Annotated in this window: 23 protein-coding genes; 7 read left to right on the forward strand and 16 right to left on the reverse strand. The window is 55.3% G+C overall.

The window, feature by feature from the left end; genetic code table 11:
* Positions 1-19 precede the first annotated feature (19 nt).
* Both CMUST_RS11395 and CMUST_RS16075 read left to right on the forward strand, forming a co-directional pair.
* The gene (locus CMUST_RS11395) at positions 20-376 is read left to right on the forward strand and encodes a VOC family protein (RefSeq protein WP_047263603.1); all 357 of its coding nucleotides are present in this window, start codon (positions 20-22) and stop codon (positions 374-376) included.
* A 5-nt stretch (positions 377-381) separates the two neighbouring features.
* Positions 382-792, forward strand: coding sequence for an SMI1/KNR4 family protein (locus CMUST_RS16075; protein ID WP_052844707.1), 411 nt, complete (start codon positions 382-384; stop codon positions 790-792).
* Here CMUST_RS16075 and CMUST_RS11405 read toward each other — a convergent pair.
* The 10 genes from CMUST_RS11405 to CMUST_RS11450 all read right to left on the reverse strand — a co-directional run bounded on the left by CMUST_RS11405 (position 789) and on the right by CMUST_RS11450 (position 11,645).
* The gene (locus tag CMUST_RS11405) at positions 789-2,129 is read right to left on the reverse strand and encodes a hemolysin family protein (RefSeq protein WP_047262619.1); all 1,341 of its coding nucleotides are present in this window, start codon (positions 2,127-2,129) and stop codon (positions 789-791) included. The genes CMUST_RS16075 and CMUST_RS11405 overlap by 4 nt on opposite strands.
* Positions 2,130-2,738 (reverse strand): rRNA maturation RNase YbeY, encoded by a 609-nt coding sequence (ybeY, locus tag CMUST_RS11410; protein ID WP_047262620.1) that lies wholly within the window; start codon positions 2,736-2,738, stop codon positions 2,130-2,132.
* On the reverse strand, positions 2,735-3,757 hold the full coding sequence (locus tag CMUST_RS11415; protein WP_047262621.1) for a PhoH family protein: 1,023 nt from the start codon (positions 3,755-3,757) through the stop codon (positions 2,735-2,737). The genes ybeY and CMUST_RS11415 overlap by 4 nt, the downstream gene beginning before the upstream one ends.
* 55 nt (positions 3,758-3,812) lie before the next feature.
* Positions 3,813-4,592 (reverse strand): 16S rRNA (uracil(1498)-N(3))-methyltransferase, encoded by a 780-nt coding sequence (locus CMUST_RS11420; protein WP_047262622.1) that lies wholly within the window; start codon positions 4,590-4,592, stop codon positions 3,813-3,815.
* 6 nt (positions 4,593-4,598) lie between these two features.
* Positions 4,599-5,723 (reverse strand): molecular chaperone DnaJ, encoded by a 1,125-nt coding sequence (gene dnaJ / locus CMUST_RS11425; RefSeq protein ID WP_047262623.1) that lies wholly within the window; start codon positions 5,721-5,723, stop codon positions 4,599-4,601.
* A gap of 208 nt (positions 5,724-5,931) precedes the next feature.
* A complete protein-coding gene (hrcA, locus tag CMUST_RS11430) occupies positions 5,932-6,987 on the reverse strand; it encodes a heat-inducible transcriptional repressor HrcA (protein WP_047262624.1) in 1,056 nt (351 codons plus the stop codon).
* Between the two features lie 49 nt (positions 6,988-7,036).
* Positions 7,037-8,242 (reverse strand): radical SAM family heme chaperone HemW, encoded by a 1,206-nt coding sequence (gene hemW, locus CMUST_RS11435; RefSeq protein WP_047262625.1) that lies wholly within the window; start codon positions 8,240-8,242, stop codon positions 7,037-7,039.
* A gap of 59 nt (positions 8,243-8,301) precedes the next feature.
* The gene (locus tag CMUST_RS11440; protein WP_047262626.1) at positions 8,302-8,724 is read right to left on the reverse strand and encodes an NUDIX domain-containing protein; all 423 of its coding nucleotides are present in this window, start codon (positions 8,722-8,724) and stop codon (positions 8,302-8,304) included.
* A 99-nt stretch (positions 8,725-8,823) separates the two neighbouring features.
* Positions 8,824-9,516, reverse strand: coding sequence for a hypothetical protein (locus tag CMUST_RS11445; protein ID WP_047263605.1), 693 nt, complete (start codon positions 9,514-9,516; stop codon positions 8,824-8,826).
* Positions 9,517-9,812: 296 nt separating this feature from the next.
* The gene (locus CMUST_RS11450; protein WP_047262627.1) at positions 9,813-11,645 is read right to left on the reverse strand and encodes an AMP-dependent synthetase/ligase; all 1,833 of its coding nucleotides are present in this window, start codon (positions 11,643-11,645) and stop codon (positions 9,813-9,815) included.
* A gap of 336 nt (positions 11,646-11,981) precedes the next feature.
* Here CMUST_RS11450 and malQ point away from each other — a divergent pair, with 336 nt between their 5' ends.
* Positions 11,982-14,129, forward strand: coding sequence for a 4-alpha-glucanotransferase (gene malQ, locus CMUST_RS11455; RefSeq protein WP_047262628.1), 2,148 nt, complete (start codon positions 11,982-11,984; stop codon positions 14,127-14,129).
* A 178-nt stretch (positions 14,130-14,307) separates the two neighbouring features.
* Positions 14,308-15,192, forward strand: a complete 885-nt coding sequence (locus tag CMUST_RS11460; protein ID WP_047262629.1) for a putative PEP-binding protein — start codon at positions 14,308-14,310, stop codon at positions 15,190-15,192.
* A 423-nt stretch (positions 15,193-15,615) separates the two neighbouring features.
* Here CMUST_RS11460 and CMUST_RS16900 read toward each other — a convergent pair whose 3' ends face one another.
* Genes CMUST_RS16900 through CMUST_RS11475 form a run of 3 tightly spaced genes read right to left on the reverse strand, consistent with a single transcriptional unit; the run spans position 15,616 to position 18,056 of the window.
* Entirely contained in the window at positions 15,616-15,756 is a 141-nt protein-coding gene (locus CMUST_RS16900) for a hypothetical protein (protein ID WP_047262630.1), read from the reverse strand.
* Positions 15,757-15,775: 19 nt separating this feature from the next.
* Complete coding sequence (locus tag CMUST_RS11470; protein WP_236690110.1) at positions 15,776-16,003, reverse strand: hypothetical protein; 228 nt, start codon at positions 16,001-16,003, stop codon at positions 15,776-15,778.
* 10 nt (positions 16,004-16,013) lie between these two features.
* Positions 16,014-18,056 carry a M3 family metallopeptidase gene (locus CMUST_RS11475; protein ID WP_047262632.1) on the reverse strand — a complete coding sequence of 681 codons (2,043 nt, stop codon included), beginning with the start codon at positions 18,054-18,056 and terminating at the stop codon, positions 16,014-16,016.
* Positions 18,057-18,088: 32 nt separating this feature from the next.
* Between CMUST_RS11475 and CMUST_RS11480 the strand changes: the two genes are divergently transcribed.
* Positions 18,089-19,366 (forward strand): alpha/beta fold hydrolase, encoded by a 1,278-nt coding sequence (locus CMUST_RS11480; RefSeq protein WP_047262633.1) that lies wholly within the window; start codon positions 18,089-18,091, stop codon positions 19,364-19,366.
* Between the two features lie 32 nt (positions 19,367-19,398).
* Here CMUST_RS11480 and CMUST_RS11485 read toward each other — a convergent pair whose 3' ends face one another.
* On the reverse strand, positions 19,399-20,292 hold the full coding sequence (locus tag CMUST_RS11485; RefSeq protein WP_052844709.1) for a LysR family transcriptional regulator: 894 nt from the start codon (positions 20,290-20,292) through the stop codon (positions 19,399-19,401).
* Positions 20,293-20,364: 72 nt separating this feature from the next.
* Here CMUST_RS11485 and CMUST_RS11490 point away from each other — a divergent pair, with 72 nt between their 5' ends.
* Positions 20,365-21,342 carry a threonine ammonia-lyase gene (locus CMUST_RS11490; RefSeq protein WP_047262634.1) on the forward strand — a complete coding sequence of 326 codons (978 nt, stop codon included), beginning with the start codon at positions 20,365-20,367 and terminating at the stop codon, positions 21,340-21,342.
* 138 nt (positions 21,343-21,480) lie between these two features.
* On the opposite strand, the gene idi is transcribed toward CMUST_RS11490, so the two are convergent.
* Both idi and CMUST_RS11500 read right to left on the reverse strand, forming a co-directional pair.
* A complete protein-coding gene (gene idi / locus CMUST_RS11495) occupies positions 21,481-22,017 on the reverse strand; it encodes an isopentenyl-diphosphate Delta-isomerase (protein ID WP_047262635.1) in 537 nt (178 codons plus the stop codon).
* Positions 22,018-22,031: 14 nt separating this feature from the next.
* Positions 22,032-22,523 (reverse strand): hypothetical protein, encoded by a 492-nt coding sequence (locus CMUST_RS11500; RefSeq protein WP_047263607.1) that lies wholly within the window; start codon positions 22,521-22,523, stop codon positions 22,032-22,034.
* A gap of 215 nt (positions 22,524-22,738) precedes the next feature.
* Between CMUST_RS11500 and CMUST_RS11505 the strand changes: the two genes are divergently transcribed.
* The gene (locus CMUST_RS11505; RefSeq protein ID WP_047263608.1) at positions 22,739-23,878 is read left to right on the forward strand and encodes a MalY/PatB family protein; all 1,140 of its coding nucleotides are present in this window, start codon (positions 22,739-22,741) and stop codon (positions 23,876-23,878) included.
* The last annotated feature ends 7 nt before the right edge of the window (positions 23,879-23,885 follow it).

A 23,885-nucleotide genomic window follows, 5' to 3' on the forward strand; every position in this document is an offset into this window, starting at 1 on the left:
TTTCGCTATAATGTTCGATATGAGCACAATAGTCACCCCAGGAATGATCACTGTTGATTGCCGTGATCCTCGCTCGTTGGCGCAGTTTTGGTCACAGGCTACTGGTGCGCCAATCCTTGCGGATTATGACGGCTTCTTTGTCATGGTTGATGGCAACCCTAAGTTGGGTTTCCAATTGGTTTCTGAACCGACACCGGGTAAAAACCGGGTTCACGTGGATTTCCACACTGACAATCGGGTAGAAACCATAAAGTGGCTGCAAACACTAGGCGCCACTGTGGAGTCGGAGCAAACGCTTCCGGACGGCAGCTTTTCGTGGACGGTGCTCCACGATCCCGAAGGAAATGTGTTTTGCGTAAGTGACCAGGAGCATTAACCACAATGGATGTACTTGATTCCTTTGAAGCACAAACCGGTGCCACGTTCCCGGCTGATTACCGCCGTCTTCTTTCCGAATTTGAGCAATTCATGACGTGGTTCCATGACGGAAAAGAAGTCGACCTGATCGCACGGGCACGGCTTCCGGAAAAATCCTCTAGGTTGCTGGATTTTGTCAGAATACCGGTACGTCGGCACGATGCTGATGGCGAAATCCCCGTTGAGCGGTTGGAAAACTGCTTTATTTTCGGAAGCTACAGCGACGGGGTGTATCTCTACTTCGACCCAGAAGATGACATGTCGGTATGGAAGGTATGGATCGACGAGGGCACCGTGGGGAAGCTCTGCGATGATTTCGCGGAATTGGTTCCTGCCCCAGATGAGATTGACACTGAAAAGACCCTTCTGGCTTAGCTTGTAGTCGCCTCGTCAATGTCGGTTTCCGCTGCGGCAAGCACGGTCACGATGACCGACCGCACCCGCATCCTGCCGCGTCGATCCCGCCCACCTTCGGCGACAAGCCGTAACCCGCAGGTTTCCACGGTGGTGCCGGGTAAGGGCACGCGGCCTTTTTCAAAGGCAATAAGGCCAGCAACGGTGTCCACCTGGTCGGTGATCTCATCGGAAAAATCGATGGTGACGTCATGGTCTTCGTTGATTTTCTCCGCTAGTTCTTCCAAAAGTAGGCGGCTGACCACCCGGTAGCTGCGGGGATCGTCCTCGAATTGTTCGATGGGCGCGATTTCTCGTTCATCGTATTCGTCCGCAATTTCGCCGACGATTTCTTCCAAAATATCTTCGATGGAAATCAGCCCGGCAATCCCGCCGAATTCATCAACCAGCATGGCGATATGGAAGCGGTTGGTTTGCATTTCGTGGAGCAGCGCGTCGAGGTTTTTAGAGTCCGGAATGAAAGTGGCTGGCCGCATGACGTCGTCGACAAGCACGCTGTGCCCACCATCGGCGTCGTGGTAGGTGCGTTGCACCAGGTCTTTCAGATACACCACGCCCACAATGTCGTCAACGCTTTCGCCGATGACCGGGATGCGGGAATGCCCGGAGCGGACACACAACGTGGTTGCTTGTCCTGCGGTTTTTCCGGATTCGATCCACACCATTTCCGGCCGGGGCACCATGACTTCCCGGGCGATTCCGCTGGCGAGATCGAAAACGTTTTGGATCATGCGGCGTTCTTCGACTTCCACCACGCCGTGCTCTTGGGCAATGTCCACCATTTCGCGTAATTCAACTTCGGTGGAATATGGCCCATCGCTGAACCCAGCACCGGGGGCGATGATATTGCCGATCTTGATTAGCAATTTCGGTATCGGCCCCAAAATAGTGGCCACCGCATTGAGGATAAACGCTGAACCAAGCGATACAGAATAGGGGTTTTTGCGGCCCACAGTGCGGGAAAACACCCCGATGATGGTAAACGACACGAGGGTAACACCAATGATTGCTGCTAGTAACGCCCAGCTTTCGTGTTCCATCACTTCCAGTGCCAGCATTGCTGCAAACACGGCGGCGGTGGTGTCAAGAAGATACCTGCCCAGCACAAGGAGGTTGATGTGTTCCGCGCGGCGGTCTAGCACTTTCAACAGCGACCTGGCGGTGGCAGTTTCGTTTTCTTTAACAATGTTTTCCACCCGCGCGCGGGAGATGGAGCTTACGGCCGCCTCGACGGTGCCTACTAGTCCGGAGAAAAGCAAGGCCACCAACGTGACGACCCCAAGTAACAGCGGGCTCACTTAGCTACCACCATGAGTGGTTGTCGGCTCTCCGATTGCGGGAATGCCGCCACCAGGAACCAGTTTATCCAGTTCCGCGCGGTCAGCCGCCGATGGGAATGCCCCAGGCCCGGTGGGTTTTGGTTGGTAGCTAACGCCACGTTTTTCGCAGTCGCTGTACCAATCAGCCAGCAGCTCGTTTTGCAATGCGAACATTTTTTGTTCTTCGGCAGGCACCACGTGGTCGTAACCTAACAGGTGCAGGCAACCATGTGTGGTGAGCAAACACAACTCGTGGCCTAAATCGTGGCCTGCTTTTTCGGCCTGTTTCTCTGCAAATTCGGGGCATAAAATGATGTCGCCAAGCATTGCGGGCCCGCTATCGGGGGCGTCGGGGCGCCCCATGCCGGGGGTTAATTCGTCCATAGGAAAGCTCATCACGTCAGTGGGCCCTTCTAAGTCCATCCACCGAACGTGAAGATCACTCATGGTGGGAATATCGACGATCGAGATCGTAACTTCCGCTTGGGGGTGGACATCCATTTCACCCAGTACGAAGGTGGTGACGTCGATTAGCGACTCCTCGTTGACGCCGGGGTAGCCGGATTCGTTGATAACTTCGATCGTCATTCAGCGGACTCCTTTGCTTGTCGACGCTCGGCTTGCTGTCGTTCCAGTTGCTCTTCATAATCGTCGTAAGCGGCTACTATCCAACCAACAAGTTTGTGGCGCACGACGTCTTCTGCAGTTAGCTCACAAAAAGCAACCCCTCTGACATCACGTAGGATATGGCGCACTAGCCGCAGCCCCGATTTCTGGCCGCCGGGCAAATCAACCTGGGTGATATCCCCGGTAACAACCATCTTTGAGCCAAAGCCCAATCGGGTAAGAAACATTTTCATCTGGGCTGGGGTGGTGTTTTGGGCTTCGTCAAGAATGACGAAGGCGTCGTTAAGCGTGCGGCCTCGCATATATGCCAAAGGTGCAACCTCGACGATCCCGGCTTCCATGAGTTTCGGAATAACCTCAGGCTCCACCATATCCCGCAGCGCATCATGCAACGGCCTAAGGTAAGGGTCGATTTTATCGTTAAGAGTACCTGGCAAAAACCCCAGTTTCTCTCCTGCTTCGACCGCCGGACGGGTGAGGATGATCCGGGATACCTGTTTGGTTTGCAGCGCCTGTACGGCTTTCGCCATCGCGAGATAAGTCTTGCCGGAACCGGCGGGACCTAACCCAAAGACAATGGTGTTGTCATCGATGGCGTCGACGTATTCTTTCTGCCCGTAGGTTTTCGGCCCGATTGCCTTGCCCCGCCTGACAATAATATCGCTGGCAAGCACTTTCGCCACTGATTGTGGCGGGTTCACCGTGACGATGGAAATGGCGTTCTTCACGGAATCAGGGCTGATAACATGCCCGCGTCGTGCCAAAGATTGAAGTTCCTTTAGTACATTGACTGCCCGAGCTACCTCGTGGTCGAGCCCGGTGAGGGTGACGTTGGTTCCCCGCACATGAATCTGGCAGTCCAATTGGTCCTCAAGCACCTTGAGGTTTTCGTCATTGATCCCAAGAATCGTGTGAAGATGGGCGTCGTCAAGCGACACGACGCGCGAAATCTGCTGCGCTGTTTGCACCTGGGTTGCCACTATGGTTGATCGACCTGCCTTGAAGTTTGAAAAATTTTCTACTCGGGAATTAAGACTAGCAGGGTTCAGCTGCCCACCGGTTAGTGGTAGCACCAATTGCAGCAAGCGCTACCATTCCCGCCGTCGCGGTTCGCAGCACCTCCGGCCCCAGCTTGACTAGATTTGCGCCAGCCTGGCGGAAGTTCTCGGTCTCAGCCTCAGTGATGCCGCCTTCAGGGCCAATGATAATGACGACGCTGGTGGCTAAGGAAAGATCAATGCTAGTAAGTGCCGAAGTAGCGGTTTCGTGAAGCACAATCGCGTGATCGTACTCGCCCAACCGGGCAGCTATCTGCGCGGTATCATGCAGCTGGTCGATGGTTGGCAGCCACGCCCGCCGCGATTGCTTCGTCGCCGATGCCGCCATAGCCTGCCATTTTGCAATCCCCTTGTCGCGTTTAGCACCAGTCCATTTCGCCACGCATCTGTCGGCCTGCCACGGAATAACGTGATCCACTCCGGCTTGAGTAAGCAGATCGATTGCTAATTCAGACCGGTCTGATTTCGGCAACGCTTGCACCACCGTGACCTTAAGCTGGGGTCGGGGTTCGTGGCGTACTGCAACGATATGACCATGTAGGGTGTCTTTGCCGTTAAGTGCCACAACTTCAAGTTCGGCGCGGGTGCCGTGGCCGTCGACAAGCTCAATATGTTCCCCGACGGCAATCCGTTTGACGGAAACTGCATGCCGTCCTTCCGCACCGTTTAAGCTTATCGACGCCCCCACCTGGGCAATGTCTAGGCTGGGGGTGTCAAATGCGGTATCGAGGTTATAGATAAAAACCGGCAGAGACATCAAAACCTACTTGCGGAACCGATTTCGGAACCGGCTAAATAGCCCGGAGTCGGCGTCCTCCTGGTTTAAAACCCCCGCCTCATCATTTCGATAATCACGGTAGGAAGTAAGCAGCTCACGCGCCTTATCGTCCAAGGTCTTTGGAATAACCACGTTGACGTGGGCAATCATGTCGCCAAACCCTTCACTGCGCACATGAGGCATGCCTTTGCCCTCTACGATTAACCGTTCGCCTGGCTGAGTACCCGAGGGAATAGTGAAAGTAATCATGTCACCGTCAAGGCCTTTGACGTCAACCACAGAACCCAGCGCAGCGTCAGCCATTGGAACATTAACTGTTAGGTGCAAATTGTCACCATCGCGGCTAAACACTGGGTGCCTGCGTACCGCAATTTCGACGTAGAGATCACCTGCCGGGCCGCCGCCGTGACCGACTTCGCCTTGACCAGCCATGCGCACCCGCATGCCCTCGTCAATACCTGCTGGAATCCGCACTACCTTATCGCGGCGGGCTTTCATACGACCCTGGCCATCGCATTTATCGCATGGATCAGGGATCACTTCGCCGAAACCATCGCAGACCGGACATGGCGCAGAAGTCATCACATTACCAAGGAAAGAGCGCTGTACTTGCTGGATTTCGCCAGCTCCTCCGCAGTGGCTACAGGTGACGGGACGTTGTTTCGTCGCAGAACCAGATCCCTCACAGCGATCACAGATCACCGCAGTGTCAATGGTTATCTCATGGTCCACACCGCTGAAAGCTTCTTCCAACGTAATCGAGGTTCGAAGTAGCGCATCATGACCTGGCTGTACCCGACTGCGTGGGCCGCGACGACCACCGCCACCGCCGAAGAATGCCTCGAAGATGTCTCCGAAACCACCAAAGCCCCCCGGCGCGCCGCCAGCGCCATTTTCCATCGGGTCGCCACCCATATCGACGATTCGGCGTTTCTCGGGGTCAAGCAATACCTCCTGTGCGATGGAAATCTCGCTAAACCGCTCCGCCGCTTCCGCAGTGTCATTGACATCTGGGTGGTATTGGCGGGCCAGTTTGCGGTACGCCTTTTTGATGTCGTTTTCGCTTGCGTTCTTGTCGAGGCCAAGAATGCCGTAATAATCACGTGCCACGGTGGTGGACAACTTCCTTTGCTCTGGTTAAATACTTGTACTTCTAAGCACCTCCGGCCTGCGTGTTATTTATGTGGCTAACCGAAGGTGCGCTGATTAAAAACTGCCAGTTATTCTAGGCGTAACCGGGGAAAATTTACGCATCGAGTGACCATATGTTCGCTACCGGCTTACGTGTTAGCTGGTTAACACCTAAACAACACCAGCTTTAGGAGCGACCCAACACCTGGCTGACATAATGGGCAACGGCATGCACTTTGGACATCGCCTGGGAATAATCCATGTGTGTAGGCCCCACTACCCCTAATCCACCTAAAGTCGCACCATCCAAGCCATATCCCATGGCGACGACCGAGGCGCCACGTAACCCGTCATCTTGCGTTTCATCCCCAATGACGACGCTGACATGCCCTAAATCCTGGACGTTGGCCAGAAGTTTCAAAATGACAACCTGTTCTTCCAACGCTTCTAGTAGGGTATGCAAGCCGGTGGGAAAATCCCGTGCGATTCGACTGAGATTTGAAGCACCGCTTAAAATCAGCCGATCCGTTGGTTGTTCTACCAGTGTTTCTTTTAGTACCGTCACACACCGTGAGGTATGGGAATGATAGACCGCCTCATCAAAATCCGCCGGTTGTGCGTTATCGGCTTTAGTAAGGATCTGTGTTAACGCCGCGGAGGCTTCGGTAAGTGTCTTTCCGCCTAGCAATTGATTGAGCAATTCCCGCAACCGTGCCACGTGCCCGGCGGTGCATTCATGCTCTAATTCGACGTTGCGTTGCTCCACCCGGCCTGCATCGGTAATGAGCACCAAAAGCACTCTCACCGGGGATAATAGCACCACCTCGCAGTGTTTCACTCGGGAGGCATTCAGGGTTGGCATTTGCACGACGGCGGCCTGTCGGGTTAATTGCGATAGCAACTGCACCGAGCGACGCAGAACGTCTTCAACATCGACGCCGCCTTCAAGAAAGCTCACGATGGCGCTGCGCTCTGCTGACGATAGTGGTTTTAGCTCATGTATGGAATCGACAAAAGCCCGATAGGCCTTTTCGGTGGGGATTCGGCCGGAGCTTGCGTGTTGTTGCACGATTAGCCCGGCGGCTTCCAATGCCGCCATGTCGTTGCGGATGGTTGCGGGTGATACGTTGAACCGATGCCGTTCTACCAACGCTTTCGATCCGACTGGTTCGTGGGAGGCGATATAGTCGGCGACGATTGCACGCAGCACGTGCTGTCGACGTTCCTGCGCAGCACCAGCCATGTCCCTGCCTTTCGGTTACATCTGTTTTTAGGTCGTGAGATCGCACTAATTAGTCTAATGTCTCTCCCGCGACCAGAATGTCAGCAACCATGCCGTCGGCAAGCAGTCGTCCGGCATCAGTCACTGCGATTTTATCGCCGGATACCACAAGTAGCCCCTGCTTAACGAAGTCCGTGGCGCGCCGCAATTCAGTCGGCGTCAGTTCGGCCACATCAAGGCCTTCTTTCAAACGCAACCCTAACATGAGCCGTTCCTCATGCCGGGCATAAACGTCTAATTCTTCCACTTCCGCCAACGGTAATTCGCCTTCAGCTAATCGACGCTGATAGGTGGCCGGGTGCTTAACATTGAAAAACCGGCGGTCGCCCATGTGAGAATGTGCACCAGGACCCGCACCCCACCAATCGGCGTCGCGCCAATATCCGAGATTATGGCGGCACTCACCGCCAGGTTTGGCCCAGTTCGATACCTCGTACCAGGAGAACCCGGCGTCGATAAGCGCGGTGTCTACCATGTGGAACCGATCAGCATAGACGTCTTCGTCCGGTGGTGGTAACACCCCGGTACGTACATTGCGGGCCATTCGGGTGCCGTCTTCGACGATCAACGAATAGGCGCTCACGTGGTCCACCCCGGTTTCTAGCACTCGTGCCAGGGTGTCGCGGACGTCTGTATCGGTTTCGGTGGGCGTCCCATAGATCATATCAAGGTTAACGTGGGAAAACCCCGCCGCGATCGCTTCTTTCGCTGCGGCGAACGGGCGACCAGGGGTGTGCACCCGCTCCAGGATTTTCAGCACCGCCGGACTTGCCGATTGCATCCCTAGCGAAATTCGGGTGAACCCGGCAGCCTTGAGACCATCGAAAAACTCCGGGCTCGTCGATTCCGGATTACATTCCGTAGTGATCTCAGCGTCATGCTCAATACCCGTGGTATTTTTAATCGCTTCTACAATCCGCTTGAGCCCATCCGCCCCCAATAGGGAGGGGGTACCACCACCGATAAAAATGGTTTCCGCCTGCCGGGTGTCGCCGACAGACGCCCTAAGCGCGGCGGCTTTTTCCAGTTCTTTTTCCAATGCCACCAGATACGATTCCGGTGAGGCGGCTGTCCCTAACTCCCCCGGCGTGTAGGTGTTGAAATCGCAATAGCCACACCGCGATTGGCAAAACGGCACGTGAATATACACACCAAACGGAACGTATCCGGGGTATGACAGTGTGAGATCAATGGATTCTAAGGATGAGTGAGCCATAGGCATTAAAGCCTACCCAAGGCCAAAGCGGGAAATGAAACTTAGAGCCGTGTTTTCCGTTATGAATCCAGCTGAAGATAGTCAGCGATGAGCTGCTTATATGCGGGCAGGAGGTTATCAAATCCCAGCGCTTCTTCGGGTCTGATCAACGCCAACCGGGAGTGCTCAGAGCTTGCTGCGATTTCCGGCTCGGCGCTATCGATAGTGGCACCATAGGCAACGATAGCAACTGGATTCTCCACTTTCGGGTCCCTAAGAATGAACGCATTAATCAGCCGTTGCGGAGTGATGGTTATAGCGGCTTCTTCGCGGACTTCCCGGATCGCCGTTTCTTCAAGCGAAGCATCTTCCTTATTCGGCCAGCCGCCTAGCAATTCCCAATCTCCGCGAGGATTGCGTCCCAGTAATACCTTCTCGCCAATAACCACGACGACTTTCACACTGAGGTGCATGAAGTACCAGCCGGTTACTGCATCAATCATGGCAACCTTATCCCCTCACAGCTCCGGTTAGATGGGTTGACAAAATCGCAATCTGTTAAGCCGTCGAAAAGCTCTCAGACTGCGGATTCATCGATTACCTCAGGAGACGTTAGCCCCGGCGGACTTACCGCCGCCCAGTTTCTCTTTCACCCGGGCAACCACCGCGTCCACCCGGGCGCGTTCGTTCAAAAACGCCGGTGGATTGGAACCACGCATGGTGCGGGTGTATGCCGGGTGATCGCCTGCGACCGCGACCAGCCACGCATCGGTTGCTGCGTAAACAGCCTCGGCGGTGCGCGCATAGAGCAGCGGAAGCGACAACGCATCCGGGTCGCGGGCGGCGCGCTCCGTCTCGGCGAGTTCCCACTCCACGATATGGGCCAAGTATTCGCCGATGAGATCGGTGCGCGCACCCAAGGCTTGGGTTAATTCCCGCACGATAACGGCTGGCGAATCCTGGATTGGGAACCGCTGCCGCAACGACTGAGCGTTCACCAGCACGGGGCGATCCACTTGTTTAACTTCCGGGCTTGTCATTGATACAGTTCCCGATGCCAAACCGGAAATCAGGGCTTGCCGCAGCCCGAACAGCTCCGCAACAACGGAGCGGGAATCGCGGCGGGCTTCCTCAATGATTTCTTCGAATTCGGCGAGACAATCTTCAACCAGTTCAGCGTCCCAATCGGCCACTGCCTCAGCAATGTTCTCGATGTAGGTTGCTACCTCATCGCCGATATTGAACACCTCTTGGGTCAACTCACGATGACGCTTGGTGGCATCAAAAACCTGCATCGGTGTGGTCACCCCTTACATCCTTTTATCACAGCCAGTGACGGTGGCTTAAAAATCACAAACAATAACCGCAACTGTTGAGATGCACCTTAGAAATCACTGTTGGCAGACAAATGATTCTAAGCTTTTGCATAAACAGTTGTGCTTACGTCGAATGACTCTAAAGCACCTTCGGCGTAAATGGGGCATGGCTCGCCGGAGTTTTTAGATTCATCCCCCTTTTGGCAAGAAAATGCGCCAAACCGCTGGCGCAAGGCGCGACACAAAAGGGGGTAATAGGGCGCGTCGTGTCGCAATTACCGCTTGTAAAGCTGGTCGATAGCGTCCGCGTAGCGACGCGCAACCACGTTTCGCTTCACCTTCATCGTGGGTGTCAATTCATCCGCTTCCTCAGTCAAATCCCGATCAAGAATCTGGAACTTCTTTATAGCTTCGGCATGCGAAACGGTGGAATTAGCCGAGTTAATAGCATCCTGAATTTCCGCACGAAGAACTGGGTCGGTAGCTAATTCCGCAATGGTGCGCGATTCCGGGATATTCCGATTAAGTTTCCACCGTTTGATCGCCTCCTCATCCAAGGTAACCAGCAAACCAATAAACGGTTTACCGTCGCCAACAACCATCGCTTGACTAATGAGTGGATGGGAGCGAAGTGAATCTTCCAATGGTCCGGGCGAGACATTCTTACCGCCAGCTGTAACAATCAGGTCTTTCTTGCGACCTGTGATAACAAGGTGCCCAGATTCCAAAAGTTCACCTAGGTCACCGGTGTTAAACCAGCCTTCGCCATCGAAGGATTCGTTGGTGGCCTCGTCATTATTCCAATAACCGTCGAAAACTGTATTTCCTTTGATAAGAATTTCCGAATCCTCGTTAATCCGCACCGACGTGCCACCAATCGGCGGGCCAACCGTGCCGATCTTTTGGTCAGCGAAGTCCACCGTTGCCGCAGCTGAGGTTTCGGTTAAACCATAGCCTTCATAAACGGGTGTGCCGATGCCCCGGAAGAAATGCATAATGTCCGGGCTCATTGCCGAACCACCGGAGATGGCGTATTTGACCGAATTACCCATAGCTGCACGGATTTTGGAGTAGACCAACTTATCAAACGTGGTGTGCTTGAGTTTCAGCGCTCGGGACGGCCCCTCAGCCGTATCTAAAGCGCGCGAATAGTCGATAGCGGTTTTCTCGGCAGCAGCAAACAGTGTGGCTTTAACCGCACCCGCCTCGGCAGCATTTGCGGCAGCAGAATTGCGCACTTTTTCAAAGACCCTGGGCACCCCCAAAATAAGGTTGGGTCGGGCGCGCTGAAATTCCACACCCAAGGTGGAAAAATCCGACCAGTGGGACTGGGTTGCCCCACCGATGGCGACCGCAAGTGAAACCGCACGAGAGAGTACATGGGCAAGCGGCAGGAAGGTCAGTACGCGCGAACCGGGAACGGCGATGCCGCCGATTGGGTTGGTAAGCAGGCCATAGACCTCAGAAAGCCAGTTTGCGTGGGTAAGGCGGCAGCCCTTCGGCCGCCCGGTGGTACCAGAGGTGTACACCAGCGAGGCCAGATCCGCCGAGCGGGTTGCTGCGATTCGAGCATCAACCTCCTCATCCGAGATCGGGCGGCCTTCAAATTTGAGAGTGTTAATCGCCGAGGAGTTGATTTCGAGCACCCGCCGCAATTGCGAAGTGGACGTGCTAAGAAGCGGCTTTCCGTCGTCGCCAAGCACCAAGTTTTTCATCAGTTCGGTGTGATCACGGGTTTCAGTGACCGCAAATACTGCACCAGAATCTTCGATAATCCACTCGACTTGGCTTAACGACGATGACCCATAGATCGGAACACTCACAGCACCGGCAGCCCAGATTGCGTAATCCAACAGCGACCACTCGTAACGGGTTTCGCTAAGTAACGCGATGCGATCACCTTGCTGCACGCCGTTAGCAATGAAGCCCTTGGCTACCTCATACACTTCGGCGATAAATTCTGCGGAGGTGACATTAACCCACTCGAAGTTTTTAGGGCGTGTGAACATCACGCCATATGGGCGAGCCTTGGCACCTGCTAGTAGTGCGGTCAAGCATGTGTCTGACTCACCGATGGTGTAATCGGCCGGGGTGCTCACTTCCTGCATCTGATCTTTTCCGTTTCTCTATGTCGGTTACATTGGCGCAGCATCCGCAGCGAACTGCCAGTTTGTGCAATCGCTGCATCATGATGATGGAATCATGATATGCCCATCCAACGAATCTACAGCTTTTTAGAACAAAGAGTGAGTTTTATCTCTATCTAACAGGGGCTTCTCCTTGCATCTTCATTCGATGACGACGGCTATTTGGTTAGCCACTTCACAAAAATACCAAAAAATAAGAAAAATGTGAGAATTTTTAGACATATTTTAAAGAAAAATTTTAGTTATGGTGACAACTAATTGCACAGATGGGGCAAGTCAATGGCAGAATAGATCACTGTGGGTTATCAAGAGACATTACGAGAATTAGCAGGCGCACACGCCATTTCAACTAGCTATACGGGTTTCGGTGGCAACACCATCGATGTGTCCGACGACACGCTCATAAAAACCCTGCGAGCTCTTGGTGTGGACTTAGGAACCGAGGAGTTCCCCAGTGAAGAAACGCTGAATGAAGCTCTTAACATTCGTCACGATTCAGAATTCCGCCGCCCGCTACCTAGGTGTATAGTCACCACCGATGCCACCACGCACGCATTCAACGTACACGTCCACGACGGTGCCCCCGCCGAACTGACCATCACCTTCGAAGACGGCAACGTCACCGAAGTGACCAACCAGCTAGAAAATTGGACCCCGGCGCGCACCATTGACGACATAACATGGGGCGAAGCCACTTTTGAGCTTCCCGCCGGATTGCCACAAGGTTGGCACACCATCACACTGGTCTCCGACGGCGTGACTGACAGCTGCACTCTCATAGTCACCCCAGCGCGGCTATCCACCACGGACACCTATATCAATTCCCCAGTTGCAGGTGTCATGGCGCAAATGTATTCGGTACGTTCGGAAAAATCTTGGGGCATCGGCGATTTCAACGACCTTGGTTTCCTCGGCGAAACCATCGCTAAAGAAGGTGCTGGGGATTTCCTCCTTATCAACCCCATGCACGCTGCTGAGCCCTTCCCTCCCATTGAGGATTCCCCGTACCTGCCCACCACCCGCAGGTTCACCAACCCGATTTACATTCGGGTTGAGGATATCCCCGAGATGGAATTGCTTGACGAGAACACCCGCTCCGACATCGACGACATCGCCGCCGAATTCGCTGCCAACAATCGGGACAGCGAGAACATTGAGCGCAATCCCATTTACGAAGCCAAGCTGCAGGTGCTGCGTGAAATTTTCCTCGCTGGCCGAGATGAAACCCGAGAACAGCAATTCCGCGACTTCATTCACCAAGAAGGTGATGGCCTAGCCGAATTTGCCAGCTGGTGCGCCCAACGCGACTTGAATGAGCAAACAGGACACGGCAACCACGCCGCTGTGCCAGAGGTAGAAGAGCTGACCGAGTTCTACATGTGGTTGCAGTGGATTTGCGATTCCCAACTCGCCGCTGCACAAGCCCGCTGCATTGAGGCTGGCATGAAGATTGGCATTATGGCGGACCTCGCGGTTGGGGTGCACCCAGGTGGTGCCGATGCAGAGAACTTAGCCGCAGTACTTGCCCCCGACGCTTCAGTTGGTGCACCACCGGATAGCTATAACCAGCACGGCCAGGACTGGTCCCAGCCACCGTGGCACCCAGAGAAGCTCGCTGAGGTTGGCTATAAGCCGTGGCGGGACATGCTGCGGACCGTTTTGCGGCACTCCGGTGGCATCCGGGTCGACCACGTTTTGGGGTTGTTCCGGCTGTTTTGGATTCCGCGTATGCAGCACCCATCGACCGGCACTTACGTCAACTACGATTTCCACGCCCTTGTTGGCATTCTCGCCCTTGAGGCGGAGCGCGCTGGCGCGGTTGTCATTGGTGAGGACCTTGGCACCTTTGAGCCGTGGGTGCAGGATGTTCTTGCTGGCTACGGCATCATGGGCACGAATATTTTGTGGTTTGAATCCTCACCACACCACGGCGGTGCCCGCCGGAAAGAGGAATACCGTACCGCCGCCCTGGCTTCGGTCACAACCCACGACCTCCCACCAACCGCTGGTTATCTGGAGGGTGAGCATATCGCGCTGCGGGAACGGCTGGGCCTGTTGATTACCGACGCGGAACAGGACATCGCTGAGGATTTGGCGTGGCAAGCCCAGGTTCTCAACCGGGTTCTGGAACAGGGCGGCTTTGACGGTGAGGATTTTGAAATGGATACCTTCGAAGGCCGCGCCCGCAACGAACGGGGCGACACCGATGTTCTGGTTGCTGCTACACACCGGTTCATTGCCCACACCCCAGCTGCTTTGTCGTGTACCGCTTTGGTTGACATGGTCGGTGATCGCAAGGTACAAAACCAGCCCGGCACCACCAAGGATCTGTATCCAAACTGGTGTGTTCCGCTTAGCGACGCCGAAGGCAACGTCGTCTTAATCGAGGACCTCGCTTCCAACCCACTGTTTAAGAAGATCGCCGCCGCCGGTAAGCGCCCATAACGCAGATAAAACCAACATACGCCGCCGCACCACCTTCAACGTGCAGGCGGCGTTTTCCTACCGATAAAGCACAATACTCGCAACCCCACTACAGGCAGAACTAGTTTGATGTGAGTTGATGTGGGCTTTAGTATGTGGGGACTGTTACCGGACTGGTAGTTTAAGGTGGTGCACAACTGTGACTGTGTCTTTTGCGATTTCACTTAGCGGTGAATCATTCCCATCGTCGATTGCCTCGCAGATAACCGAAGTATCTCTTATTCGCTCCGAATATCTGTTTCGTGCCAAGGGGTACTATCCAACTGCGGACAGTGCACAACAAGTGATTTCCCCTTATTTAGCTGCCGTGACCGAATCCTTTCTGGGCCCCGTATGGTACCGCACTCTTGATGTCGATACTGCTGAAGCCAATGTACTTTCCGGTTGTGAGGAAATAATCATCGAATCTGATCGGCTGCGCGGCTTACGCGGAATCCGACGGTCAATGAGATTTCCAGACGCATTTGATGCGGAATTACGCGCACTCGCCCAATTCGAACACGAGAATCTTGGGGTTATCGTTCCATTCCTTTCGACGATTGCGGAGGCTGCCTGGGCGATCAAACGTATACGCCGATTCCTTCCGAGCGTGCCGGTGGCATGCATGGTGGAGATTCCATCGCTGATTTGGCACATTGACGCATTGGCAGAACTTGGATATTCCCGCATAGTTGTTGGATTGAATGATCTAGGGTCGTTGTGTTTTGGCACTATTCGAAAGGTTCAGACTCCTTCGGGACTTCCCGAAGAATTCATGACGATATTGCGCGACATTGTCCAACGGTGCCGTAACGCACAAGTGGAATGTGTTGCGGCTGGTTACATGAATAATCAGATTGTTGACGTATGTAATGCTATCGGTTTCGATTCGATCGCAATTCATTACAGTGACTTGACATCGCTTTTTGGTATTCCGCACGAGGACCTCCCTGATTGTCACCTTCTTTCTCAGATTAAGGCCAAAACGAGGCGAGCGATTAGGGAGTTCAATGTAGCTAATGGCACGAATCAAGTGCTTTTCTAGCCGCCTCGTTTTCTCAACCACGTTTGTCTATCTGTTCAATCCTCTATGAGGCAGTTACAAGTCGGATTTTCGTTAACACACCCTGCCTAATCTCTTCCATCTATCCCGGGTGTACCGCAATCCCCGACTTCATACACTGCTGCCCCAAAAGCGTGAGGATCAGAAAATGCTATTGTGTTAGGTTTTCCGATAACCCGTGACTATGGACGACATGTAGCAAGTATCAAACGTGACCACATTGGGTTATTTCTATTCATTTTCCCTAGATGTCGTCATGCAAATTTTCTTATATATTCGGCGGTTCCGTTTAAAGAGGCGACGCACCGAAATGCGCTGACATGTCCAGCGCCCAAAACACCAACAACCGCAGCCCGTGTCACGATGCGACTTAGGCTGCGGTTGTGTGTGGTTAGCACGGTGTGTTTAAAACAGGGAGATCAACCACGCAATGATTACCAGCGCCAAAAGCAGGTATAGGGACTGGGTAACCCGTGACTGTGGGTAGGTGCGTTTTGGCTTCGGCAACTGCTTGTCTTGTTTCCGCAGTTCTTCTGGGTTAGCCATGATGTATCCTGCAAGCTTTCTACTTGTGGTCGCGGGTTGGGGATTTAGCTTTAAGGTTTTTCAGCTTAGCGTGTCCTGTGTCTATCAGCCGTAAATAGGCGGCACCGCAGACGTCGACAAGCCGTAACCACACCATAGCCAATAACGCGCATATAGGCACAACCACCAAAAACATGATGGCAAATTGCAGGGCAAATGGAATGGTGGTGAGAAACTGGCTGATGCTGTCACCCATCTGCGTCACCATACTCATCAGGTTACACCGCGCCCGCTAGGCCCCGGCGACGCAGCAGCGGCGAGACGTCCTTGGCCCGCCCGCGCAGCGCAGTAAACGCTTCCGTAAAGTCATCCGCCCCACCCCGAGAAAGCACAAGGTCCCGGAATTTCTGCCCCGCCGCCCGGGCGGCTGATTCATCAGCGCTTACACCGGCGGCGTTTTCTTCCACGAACCACTCGAAACCATCGGCGTCGAGCGCTTCAGCCCACAGGTAGGAATAATAACCTGCGGAATAGCCGCCACCGAAGATATGGCTGAAGTAGGTGCTGCGGTACCTAGGTGCCAGGTTCTCAACAACAAGGCCCGCTTTTTCCAGGGCGCGTTCTTCGAAGGAATCAATGTCAGCGGTGGTAAGTGCCGCCGCTTCTTCTTCCGATAGCGAATGCCACGCTAAGTCGATGATCGCCGCAGCAAGATACTCGGAGGTGGCGAAACCTTGGCCGAATTGGCGGGCAGCGGTGATGGCGTCGACAAGCTCGTCAGGGATAATCTCACCGGTATCCACATGGCGGGCGTAGTTCTTTAAAATCGTCGGATCAAACGCCCAGTTCTCATTGATCTGGGAAGGGAATTCCACGTAGTCACGCGGCACATTCGTCCCGGCGAAGCTGGGGTACTTCACCTTGGATAGCAATCCGTGCAGGCCGTGGCCGAACTCGTGGAAAACGGTACGCAGGCTATCAAGCGACAGCAAGGCATCGGAGCCGTCGGCGGGTTTGGTGATCCCCATGACGTTAACGATCACTGGTTTCGTGCCCAGCAGTTCCGACTGGTCGACGAAGCTGGACATCCACGCCCCGCCGCGTTTCGACGGCCGACCGTAGTAGTCGGTGATAAATAACCCGATGCCGGTGCCGTCGGCATCTTTGACCTCCCACACATCGACACCGTCGGCGTACCCGTACAAATCTTCACGCGGCTCAACGGTGATGCCGTATAGCCGGTTGGCGGCGAAGAACACGCCGTCGCGCAGCACCTGGCCGAGCGGGAAGTACTTCGACAGCGCGTCCTCATCAACGTTGTAATCGCGGTTTCGTACCTTCGCTTCCCAATACGGCCAATCAGCGCCCGTCACCGCTACGTCGTCTGCGGCTTCGACCAAGAGTTTGTGTTCATTGATGGCATTAGCTGCGGCGGCCGGGGCAAGGTCGAACAGCATTTGCTCCACCGCCTGCGGCGTCTTGGCGGTTTCCTCCTCAATGACGTACTCCGCGTGGTTGGCATAGCCAAGTAGCTGTGCTTTTTTGGCACGCAATTGCACCATCTCGATCAACACCTCGGAGTTTTCCTCCTTGCCGCGCAGTTGGGAAGCCTCATACAACGCGGCGCGGGAGGTAGCCTCCTCCAAGTTCGCCTGCTCAGACTGCACGCTTGGCAGTTCCAGCGGTAGCACAAACCCTTCCCTGCCCAGCGCTTCAGCATCGCTGCGTGCCGAAGCAATCCGGCCTGCGTTCAAGCCGGCGAGTTCTTCTTCCGACTCGAAGCCCACCGCCAACTTCTTCGTGGAGGCTAGTAAATTTCGATTGAATTTATCCGCCAGCACCGACAGCCGCTCATTGATCTCCTGCAAGCTGCGCTTACCGGCCTCGTCCAAGTTCGCTCCCCGGCGCTTGAACTGGCGCACAAGATGCTCATGCAGCCGCTTGGATTCCGCATCGTCTGGAACCACAACAGCCTGAATGCGCGCGAACAACACATCGTTTAGGTAGATGGAATCGTTGTGTGCCGATAGCTTCGGGACGATCTCCGAGGCGATTTCCTCCATCTCGTCGGTGGTGTCGGTATTGAGCAAGTTGAAAAACACATTAGACACCCGGGACAATTCCTGCCCGCTCTTCTCCAACGCCTCAACGGTGTTCTCCCACGTTGCCGACGCATCGTTGCTAGCAATAGCGTCGATTTCGGCCGCGTGGTTGGCGATAGCCTGGGAAAACGCGGGCCGGTAGTCACTGGTCGTTATTTCACGAAACGGTGGGAGTAAGTACGGCAAGGACGATGGTTGCGCAAATGGGTTAGCAGTCATGAAAAGACATGGTAGTTGCTAGACTCGCTTTCATGGAAGACAGCGCCACCAACAAGCTTGTAACCACCTGCCCTAGAGGAATCTGCCATGGTGTATCCAGTGCTGGGGTGGCTGTCTACCCCCGCGTCGTCTATGCGGCCGCACCCCGATTCGCCGCGTCCGGTTTGGTGGAAACAACAGCCGAGCCAGAACACCCATTGGTGCTGTCCATCACCACCCCTGCGCACGCGACACCACTGTCGGATTACCCCGTCTTGGTTTTTATCCACGGTGGCGCCTACGAAGGCGGCGACTATCAAGAGCCATGGCTTAATGCCACCACGCTTTCGAAAGCCGGAATTATCACCGTGAGCGTGGAATACCGTACCGGGATCGACGGCTTCGTCCCCTTCCACGACGACACCCCGCACCACTACCGCGGCATTGATGATTGTGCGCTCGCCCTGGATTGGGTGCAAGAAAACATCGAAAGTTTCGGCGGCGATCCCACTAACGTCACCCTCATGGGGCATTCCGCCGGTGCCGGGATCGCGCTGTGGCTGGGGCGAAAAGACCACTACAAGGGAACTTTTCGACGCATCTGGGCACTGTCCCCGGCGTTTCCGCACACCTCGGCCAAGCGTCGTAAAGCAGCTTTGCGACGCGCCCTGACCGCGCCGATCACCCGCACCGGCCTGTTGAAGAAAACCGACGAACAGCTACAACGCGGCTACCGCCGCTACCAACGCTTCGTCTTCTTCGATCTACCACTCGGCCCCACCCCTTTCCAACCTCACGAGCTAGTCGACATACCAATAATCATTAGCTGCACCCGCGAGGAAATGCTCAGCCACAACACAGCACGCCGCTTAGATACCAGCTGGTGGCGCGGAATAGCCCGGCCGATCTTTCGCAACGGATTTGGCCTGTCTGGTAGCTGGCAGCCGCCGCGGCTAAGCAATTACCTCGGTTACCTCATCGGCGACGCCATGATCCGCCGCCCCGTCGTCCACGCACTAGAACACGCGCCGGGGCAGTGTTGGGCGATCGAATACCGAGGCACCCCCACCCAACCGGTGGTGCACTGCGCGGATATTCCGTGGGTTTTCAACAACACCGAACTGCTACCACCGGGCATTCCGGAAATCAACTACACCCCGGCCGAGCGATTAGTCGACACGGTGCATCAATACGCAATCACCTTCATTCGCGGCACCCTGCCCGATTGGCCCACCTACAGACCTAAGCGCAGCGTTCTGGGCATCGATATAACCGGCGAGGAAACGATACTGACCGACCCGTTCGGCTATATCCGGGACAGCAGCACCTAGTTTTAGGAAAACCCGTGTTTGTTAACGTCCTGTTAGCTTTCATGTGCACCGCTTGGCAGACAATTGCGAACAATGTCGTTATGGCATAACTCTTCCCACACCCGGTTCACCGGCGCGGACGCCAGGTGTTCCGGCAGCGTTTCCACGCAAATATCCCGGACCATGCCGGGCAGTTTCTTCGTGGTCACCGACGCGTGGGTAAACGCTTCAAGCGCAAGCGCCGGAAGCAACGACACCCCCAGACCAGCGGCGATCAACGACTGCACCGCCACATAATCGTCACTTCCGTAGCCGGTTGCTGGGTGCAACCCCACCCGGTGCAAGACCGCGTGCATGTGTGCGCTGCATTGCGGGCAGCCCAGCAACCACGTGTCATCGGCATAGGCATGAAGATCAATGCCCCGGTAGTTTTCCTGCGCCACCACCAGATACAACGGATCCTGGAACAGCACCTGGTGCGTCGTGGGAAAATCCCCGTTCAGCTCCGGGTACCGAAACGTCAACGCAATATCTGCTTCATTGCGCTCAAGCAATTGCCGGGCCACCAAAGGTTCCGCATCAATAATGTCGAAATGAAACGTCGGCATGGCCCGCATGAGTAGTGGAACCACCTGGGAAATCGCCGACGGAAAGGCCGCTATCCGAATCGTCCCGTGTTCGGCGCGCGTCACCGCCGCTATGTCTCGTTCCAGACGGGCAAGCTCCTGCACAATCACAGTTCCTCGGCTAACTAACAGCTGGCCTTCCTGGGTCAGCTGCAAGTTGCGCCCCTTTTTCACCACCAGAGTGGCCTGCGTTTCCTCCGCCAGCTTGGCCAGGTGGTGGGACACGGTGGGCTGGGAAATATCCAATTCGTCCGCCGTGGCCTGCACCGATCCTAATTGCGCGAAAGTTACCAGGACGTTGAGCCGGTCTACATTAATCACATAGACCAAATTAATCTAAAACATCATCTACATCCATTAGACCTAAGTGTTTTTCTGCTTCACACTTAAATCATGACTAACGCAACCCCCACAACAACCACCATCACCTTCGACATGATCCGCCGCGCCCACGACGACTACTGCGCACACCTTAACCCCACCGCCAGTTATTCCTACCCGCTGCTTAACCACCACTTCGACCGTGAGATAATACTCAAACACGAAAACACCCAGCCCACCGGCGCCTTTAAAGTCCGTGGCGGATTAGCACTCTTCGCCCTACGCGGCACGGCCGCATTAGAACCAGGCATCATCAGCGCCAGCACCGGCAATCACGCCCAATCAATGGCCTATGCCGCCACCCAGCACAACACCCGCTGCACCATAGTCATGCCGCAGGACACCCCCGCCGAACGCGCCGAAGCGGTGGAATTATTAGGCGCCACCGTCGAACTAGTCGGTATGGACATGTCCCAATCGCTGGCGCACGCCCGTGCGGTCGCCGCCGCAACCAGCCAAGTATTCATCGCCCCTACGGAATATGAGATCATCGCCGGTCACGCCGGGGTGTATGTGGAATTATTCACCGACCACGCCGACCTTGATGCGGTTTTCGTCCCCATCGGCTCCGGTTCCGGCGCCGCCGGTGCCTGCCTGGTACGCAACGAACTAAGCCCCACCACCAAAATCATCGGCGTGCAATCAGCCCAAGCGCCCGCCGCCCACCGCGCGTGGAAAGACAACGACTTTTCCGGTGCCCCCGCCACCACCTTCGCCCTTGGCCTTGCCACCACTTCGGCGTGTACCCGCACCCAGGAAATCCTCCGCTCCCACCTCGACGACTTCCTGCTTGTCGACGACCCCGCCATCGAAAAAGCACAACGCCTCCTCGCCACCACCGCCCACACCCTCGCCGAGGGCGCTGGCGCCGTCGCACTCGCCGGGCTCGCAGCCTACTCCCCCATGCGCAAAACCGCCGCCATCATCAGCGGCGGCAATGCGACAGCGGCAGAAATCGTGGGGCTTGCTTCTGCGACTACGACGTTTTAGCAGACGAAAAACATAGCAAAACCAGCAGTAATTCCACTTTTCGGGGCTAGCCAGGTCTTCGTCAATTACTTCTCCCGCAAGGGGTGTGATCAGAGAAAATGACTCACCATCAGCTGTTTCGACACCGATGTGCGCGGTTTAAGAAACCAACGCGTCCCGCAGTTTCTGGTGCCCTAGTTGCTCCACCATCCACGGGCTAAAGGCAAATGGGGTGGCATCAATTGCGGCGAATAGGTCGCCTGGTTCGACCCAGTGATAGGAGTCGACTTCGTCCGGGGTGGGGTTGATGGTGGCGGTTGGAATCTGGGCGCGGAATACTGGGCAGATTTCCCACTCCACAATGCCGCTGGAATCGACTGCGCGGTACCGGAAATCCGGCAGGATACATTCCGGCGCATCGATCGCGGGAATGCCGAGCTCGTGCGGCACCCACCGGATCACCGCTTCGGCGGCGGTTTCACCGGGGGCTAGGTGCCCGCAGGCGGAATTGGTCCACACGCCGGGCCAGGTGCGTTTGGAAAGGGCGCGGCGGGTGATAAGAAGCTGCCCGTCGGGGTTTTGCACGTAGCAGGAAAACGCCAGGTGCAGTGGGGTGTTAGCGGTGTGGACGGTGGCCTTTTCGGCGGTGCCGATGGGGTTGCCGTGATCGTCGGATAAGACTACAACGTCGGTCATGGTATCGAATCGGCTTACACGCCGGCGAGGTTGCCCTGGAAGATGAGGTTGCCGATGGTGAATTTTGCGTCGTAAAGCTCACCGTAGCTGGCATCGAATGCGAACTGTAGGTTCGTGGTGGCGCCAGCGCCCAGCGGCAGGTCAAGCCCGACCGTACCGGCAGTGACGGGGCTTGCGCCTTTGAGCGAGACGGTGAGCACGTCAGGCGGCAGTGGAACGTCGTTGAGGTTTTTCACCAGGAGGTAGATAACAGAGCCAGCGCCCTCAGTGTTGGCACCGGTGGCCTGAAGCGTGACTTCGATGTTGAGGCCGGGGTCGGTTTGCGGTTCTTTGAGATTGGTTACCGTGACCGGGCTTGCTTCTTTGGGTTCAAAGGTTTTGGTTTCTGTAGCTTTCGTGGCGGCACCGATGGGAGTGTTGGGGTCTAGTGCTGGGTCGTCCGAACAGGCGACGAGCCCAGCAGCCATGCCAATACATGCGATCATGGTTGCTACGTTTCGTTTCATTTCTACCCTTTCGGCCAACGCCACGAATAGTGTAACCGGCGACGATTGTGGGAATTTCTTGGTATTTCTCCGATAACCGTCGACGTTAAAGTCTAACTTGTAGTTAATATACGTGAAATAAAATCCGAATCCCACTTAGGAACCCAAACCTAGCCCGGTAAAAAATGTGAATATAACCTTCAAGTCATGGTTTCGCACGGGTTAGCATGGTGGGCATGCTTTTCCCTGATTATGACGAACTTGTCGCCCGCCACACGATGAAATGGACCAGGTATCCAAAAGACGTTATTCCGTTGTGGGTGGCGGAGAGTGATTTTCGCACCTGCCCGGCGGTGCTTGAGGCGATTACGGATGCGGTAACGCGGGAATCGTTCGGCTACCCGCCGGATAATCCGGGAGTGTTAGCAGCTACGGCGGAATTTTACCAGGATGTGTATGGTTTCCCGGCGCGCCCGGAGTGGGTGGTGGCGGTGCCGGATGTGGTGCGGGGGTTGACCATCGCGGTTGATCATTTCACTGCCCCGGGTTCGCCGGTTATTATTCCGATCCCGGCGTATCCCCCGTTTTTCCAATTGCTTCAGGCCACGGGCCGAGAGGGGATTTTCGTTGATTTCACTAACAGGTTAGATATTGCCGCGATTGAAGCTGCTTTTGCCGCCGGTGCGGGTTGCTTGGTGCTGTGTAATCCGTTTAATCCGCTGGGCTTTGTTTTTAGCGAGGCTGAGCTTAAGGCGGTGTGTCAGGCTGCGGCGAAGCATTCCGCCCGGGTGCTTGTCGACGAAATTCACGCCCCGTTAGTTTATGACGGCACCCATGTGGTTGCCGCCGGGATTGATGAAACTGCGGCCAAGGTGTGCATCACGGTGACCGCCACCTCAAAGGCGTGGAATACCGCAGGATTAAAGTGCGCGCAGATTATTTTCAGCAATGAGTCCGACGTGCGCCGCTGGGACGGGATTGATGGGGTGACCAAGGAAGGCGTATCCACTATTGGGTTGGTGGCTGCCGAAGCCGCGTATCGTCATGGTCGGGACTTTTTGGCCGACGAAGTTGCCTATCTTAAAGCCAATCGGGACTATCTGATCGAGGTACTACCGGAGGCAATTCCCGGCGTGAAGATTATCAAGCCTGCGGCGACGTATTTGATGTGGTTGGATTTGTCGGATACGAATATCCCAGGCAATAAAGCAGAGTTTTTGCTCACACATGCCAAGGTGGCGGTCAACGATGGTAATTGGTTCGGCGAGATCGGCGATGGCTGCGTTCGGGTGAATTTCGCCACGTCACGTGAGATTTTGGAACAGGCGGTTGGCCGCATCGCGAAGGCAGTAGCAGGGCTTGCTGCTGCTGGTTAACACCAGT

The sequence above is a fragment of the Corynebacterium mustelae genome (genome assembly GCF_001020985.1).
Lineage (GTDB): Bacteria > Actinomycetota > Actinomycetes > Mycobacteriales > Mycobacteriaceae > Corynebacterium > Corynebacterium mustelae.

What these genes read in the sequence shown, in the direction of transcription:
- ybeY (WP_047262620.1), bottom strand. Translation starts at nt 2,738, where the DNA reads ATGACGATCGAAGTTATCAACGAATCCGGCTACCCCGGCGTCAACGAG.
- CMUST_RS11440 (WP_047262626.1), bottom strand. Translation starts at nt 8,724, where the DNA reads ATGATTGATGCAGTAACCGGCTGGTACTTCATGCACCTCAGTGTGAAA.
- idi (WP_047262635.1), bottom strand. Translation starts at nt 22,017, where the DNA reads ATGACCGACGTTGTAGTCTTATCCGACGATCACGGCAACCCCATCGGC.
- hemW (WP_047262625.1), bottom strand. Translation starts at nt 8,242, where the DNA reads ATGGCTCACTCATCCTTAGAATCCATTGATCTCACACTGTCATACCCC.
- CMUST_RS11450 (WP_047262627.1), bottom strand. Translation starts at nt 11,645, where the DNA reads ATGCAGGAAGTGAGCACCCCGGCCGATTACACCATCGGTGAGTCAGAC.
- CMUST_RS11470 (WP_236690110.1), bottom strand. Translation starts at nt 16,003, where the DNA reads ATGGTGACGCAGATGGGTGACAGCATCAGCCAGTTTCTCACCACCATT.
- CMUST_RS11500 (WP_047263607.1), bottom strand. Translation starts at nt 22,523, where the DNA reads ATGAAACGAAACGTAGCAACCATGATCGCATGTATTGGCATGGCTGCT.
- CMUST_RS16075 (WP_052844707.1), top strand. Translation starts at nt 382, where the DNA reads ATGGATGTACTTGATTCCTTTGAAGCACAAACCGGTGCCACGTTCCCG.
- hrcA (WP_047262624.1), bottom strand. Translation starts at nt 6,987, where the DNA reads ATGGCTGGTGCTGCGCAGGAACGTCGACAGCACGTGCTGCGTGCAATC.
- CMUST_RS11420 (WP_047262622.1), bottom strand. Translation starts at nt 4,592, where the DNA reads ATGTCTCTGCCGGTTTTTATCTATAACCTCGATACCGCATTTGACACC.
- CMUST_RS11480 (WP_047262633.1), top strand. Translation starts at nt 18,089, where the DNA reads ATGGAAGACAGCGCCACCAACAAGCTTGTAACCACCTGCCCTAGAGGA.
- CMUST_RS16900 (WP_047262630.1), bottom strand. Translation starts at nt 15,756, where the DNA reads ATGGCTAACCCAGAAGAACTGCGGAAACAAGACAAGCAGTTGCCGAAG.
- CMUST_RS11445 (WP_047263605.1), bottom strand. Translation starts at nt 9,516, where the DNA reads ATGCAGGTTTTTGATGCCACCAAGCGTCATCGTGAGTTGACCCAAGAG.
- CMUST_RS11505 (WP_047263608.1), top strand. Translation starts at nt 22,739, where the DNA reads ATGCTTTTCCCTGATTATGACGAACTTGTCGCCCGCCACACGATGAAA.
- CMUST_RS11395 (WP_047263603.1), top strand. Translation starts at nt 20, where the DNA reads ATGAGCACAATAGTCACCCCAGGAATGATCACTGTTGATTGCCGTGAT.
- CMUST_RS11475 (WP_047262632.1), bottom strand. Translation starts at nt 18,056, where the DNA reads ATGACTGCTAACCCATTTGCGCAACCATCGTCCTTGCCGTACTTACTC.
- CMUST_RS11490 (WP_047262634.1), top strand. Translation starts at nt 20,365, where the DNA reads ATGACTAACGCAACCCCCACAACAACCACCATCACCTTCGACATGATC.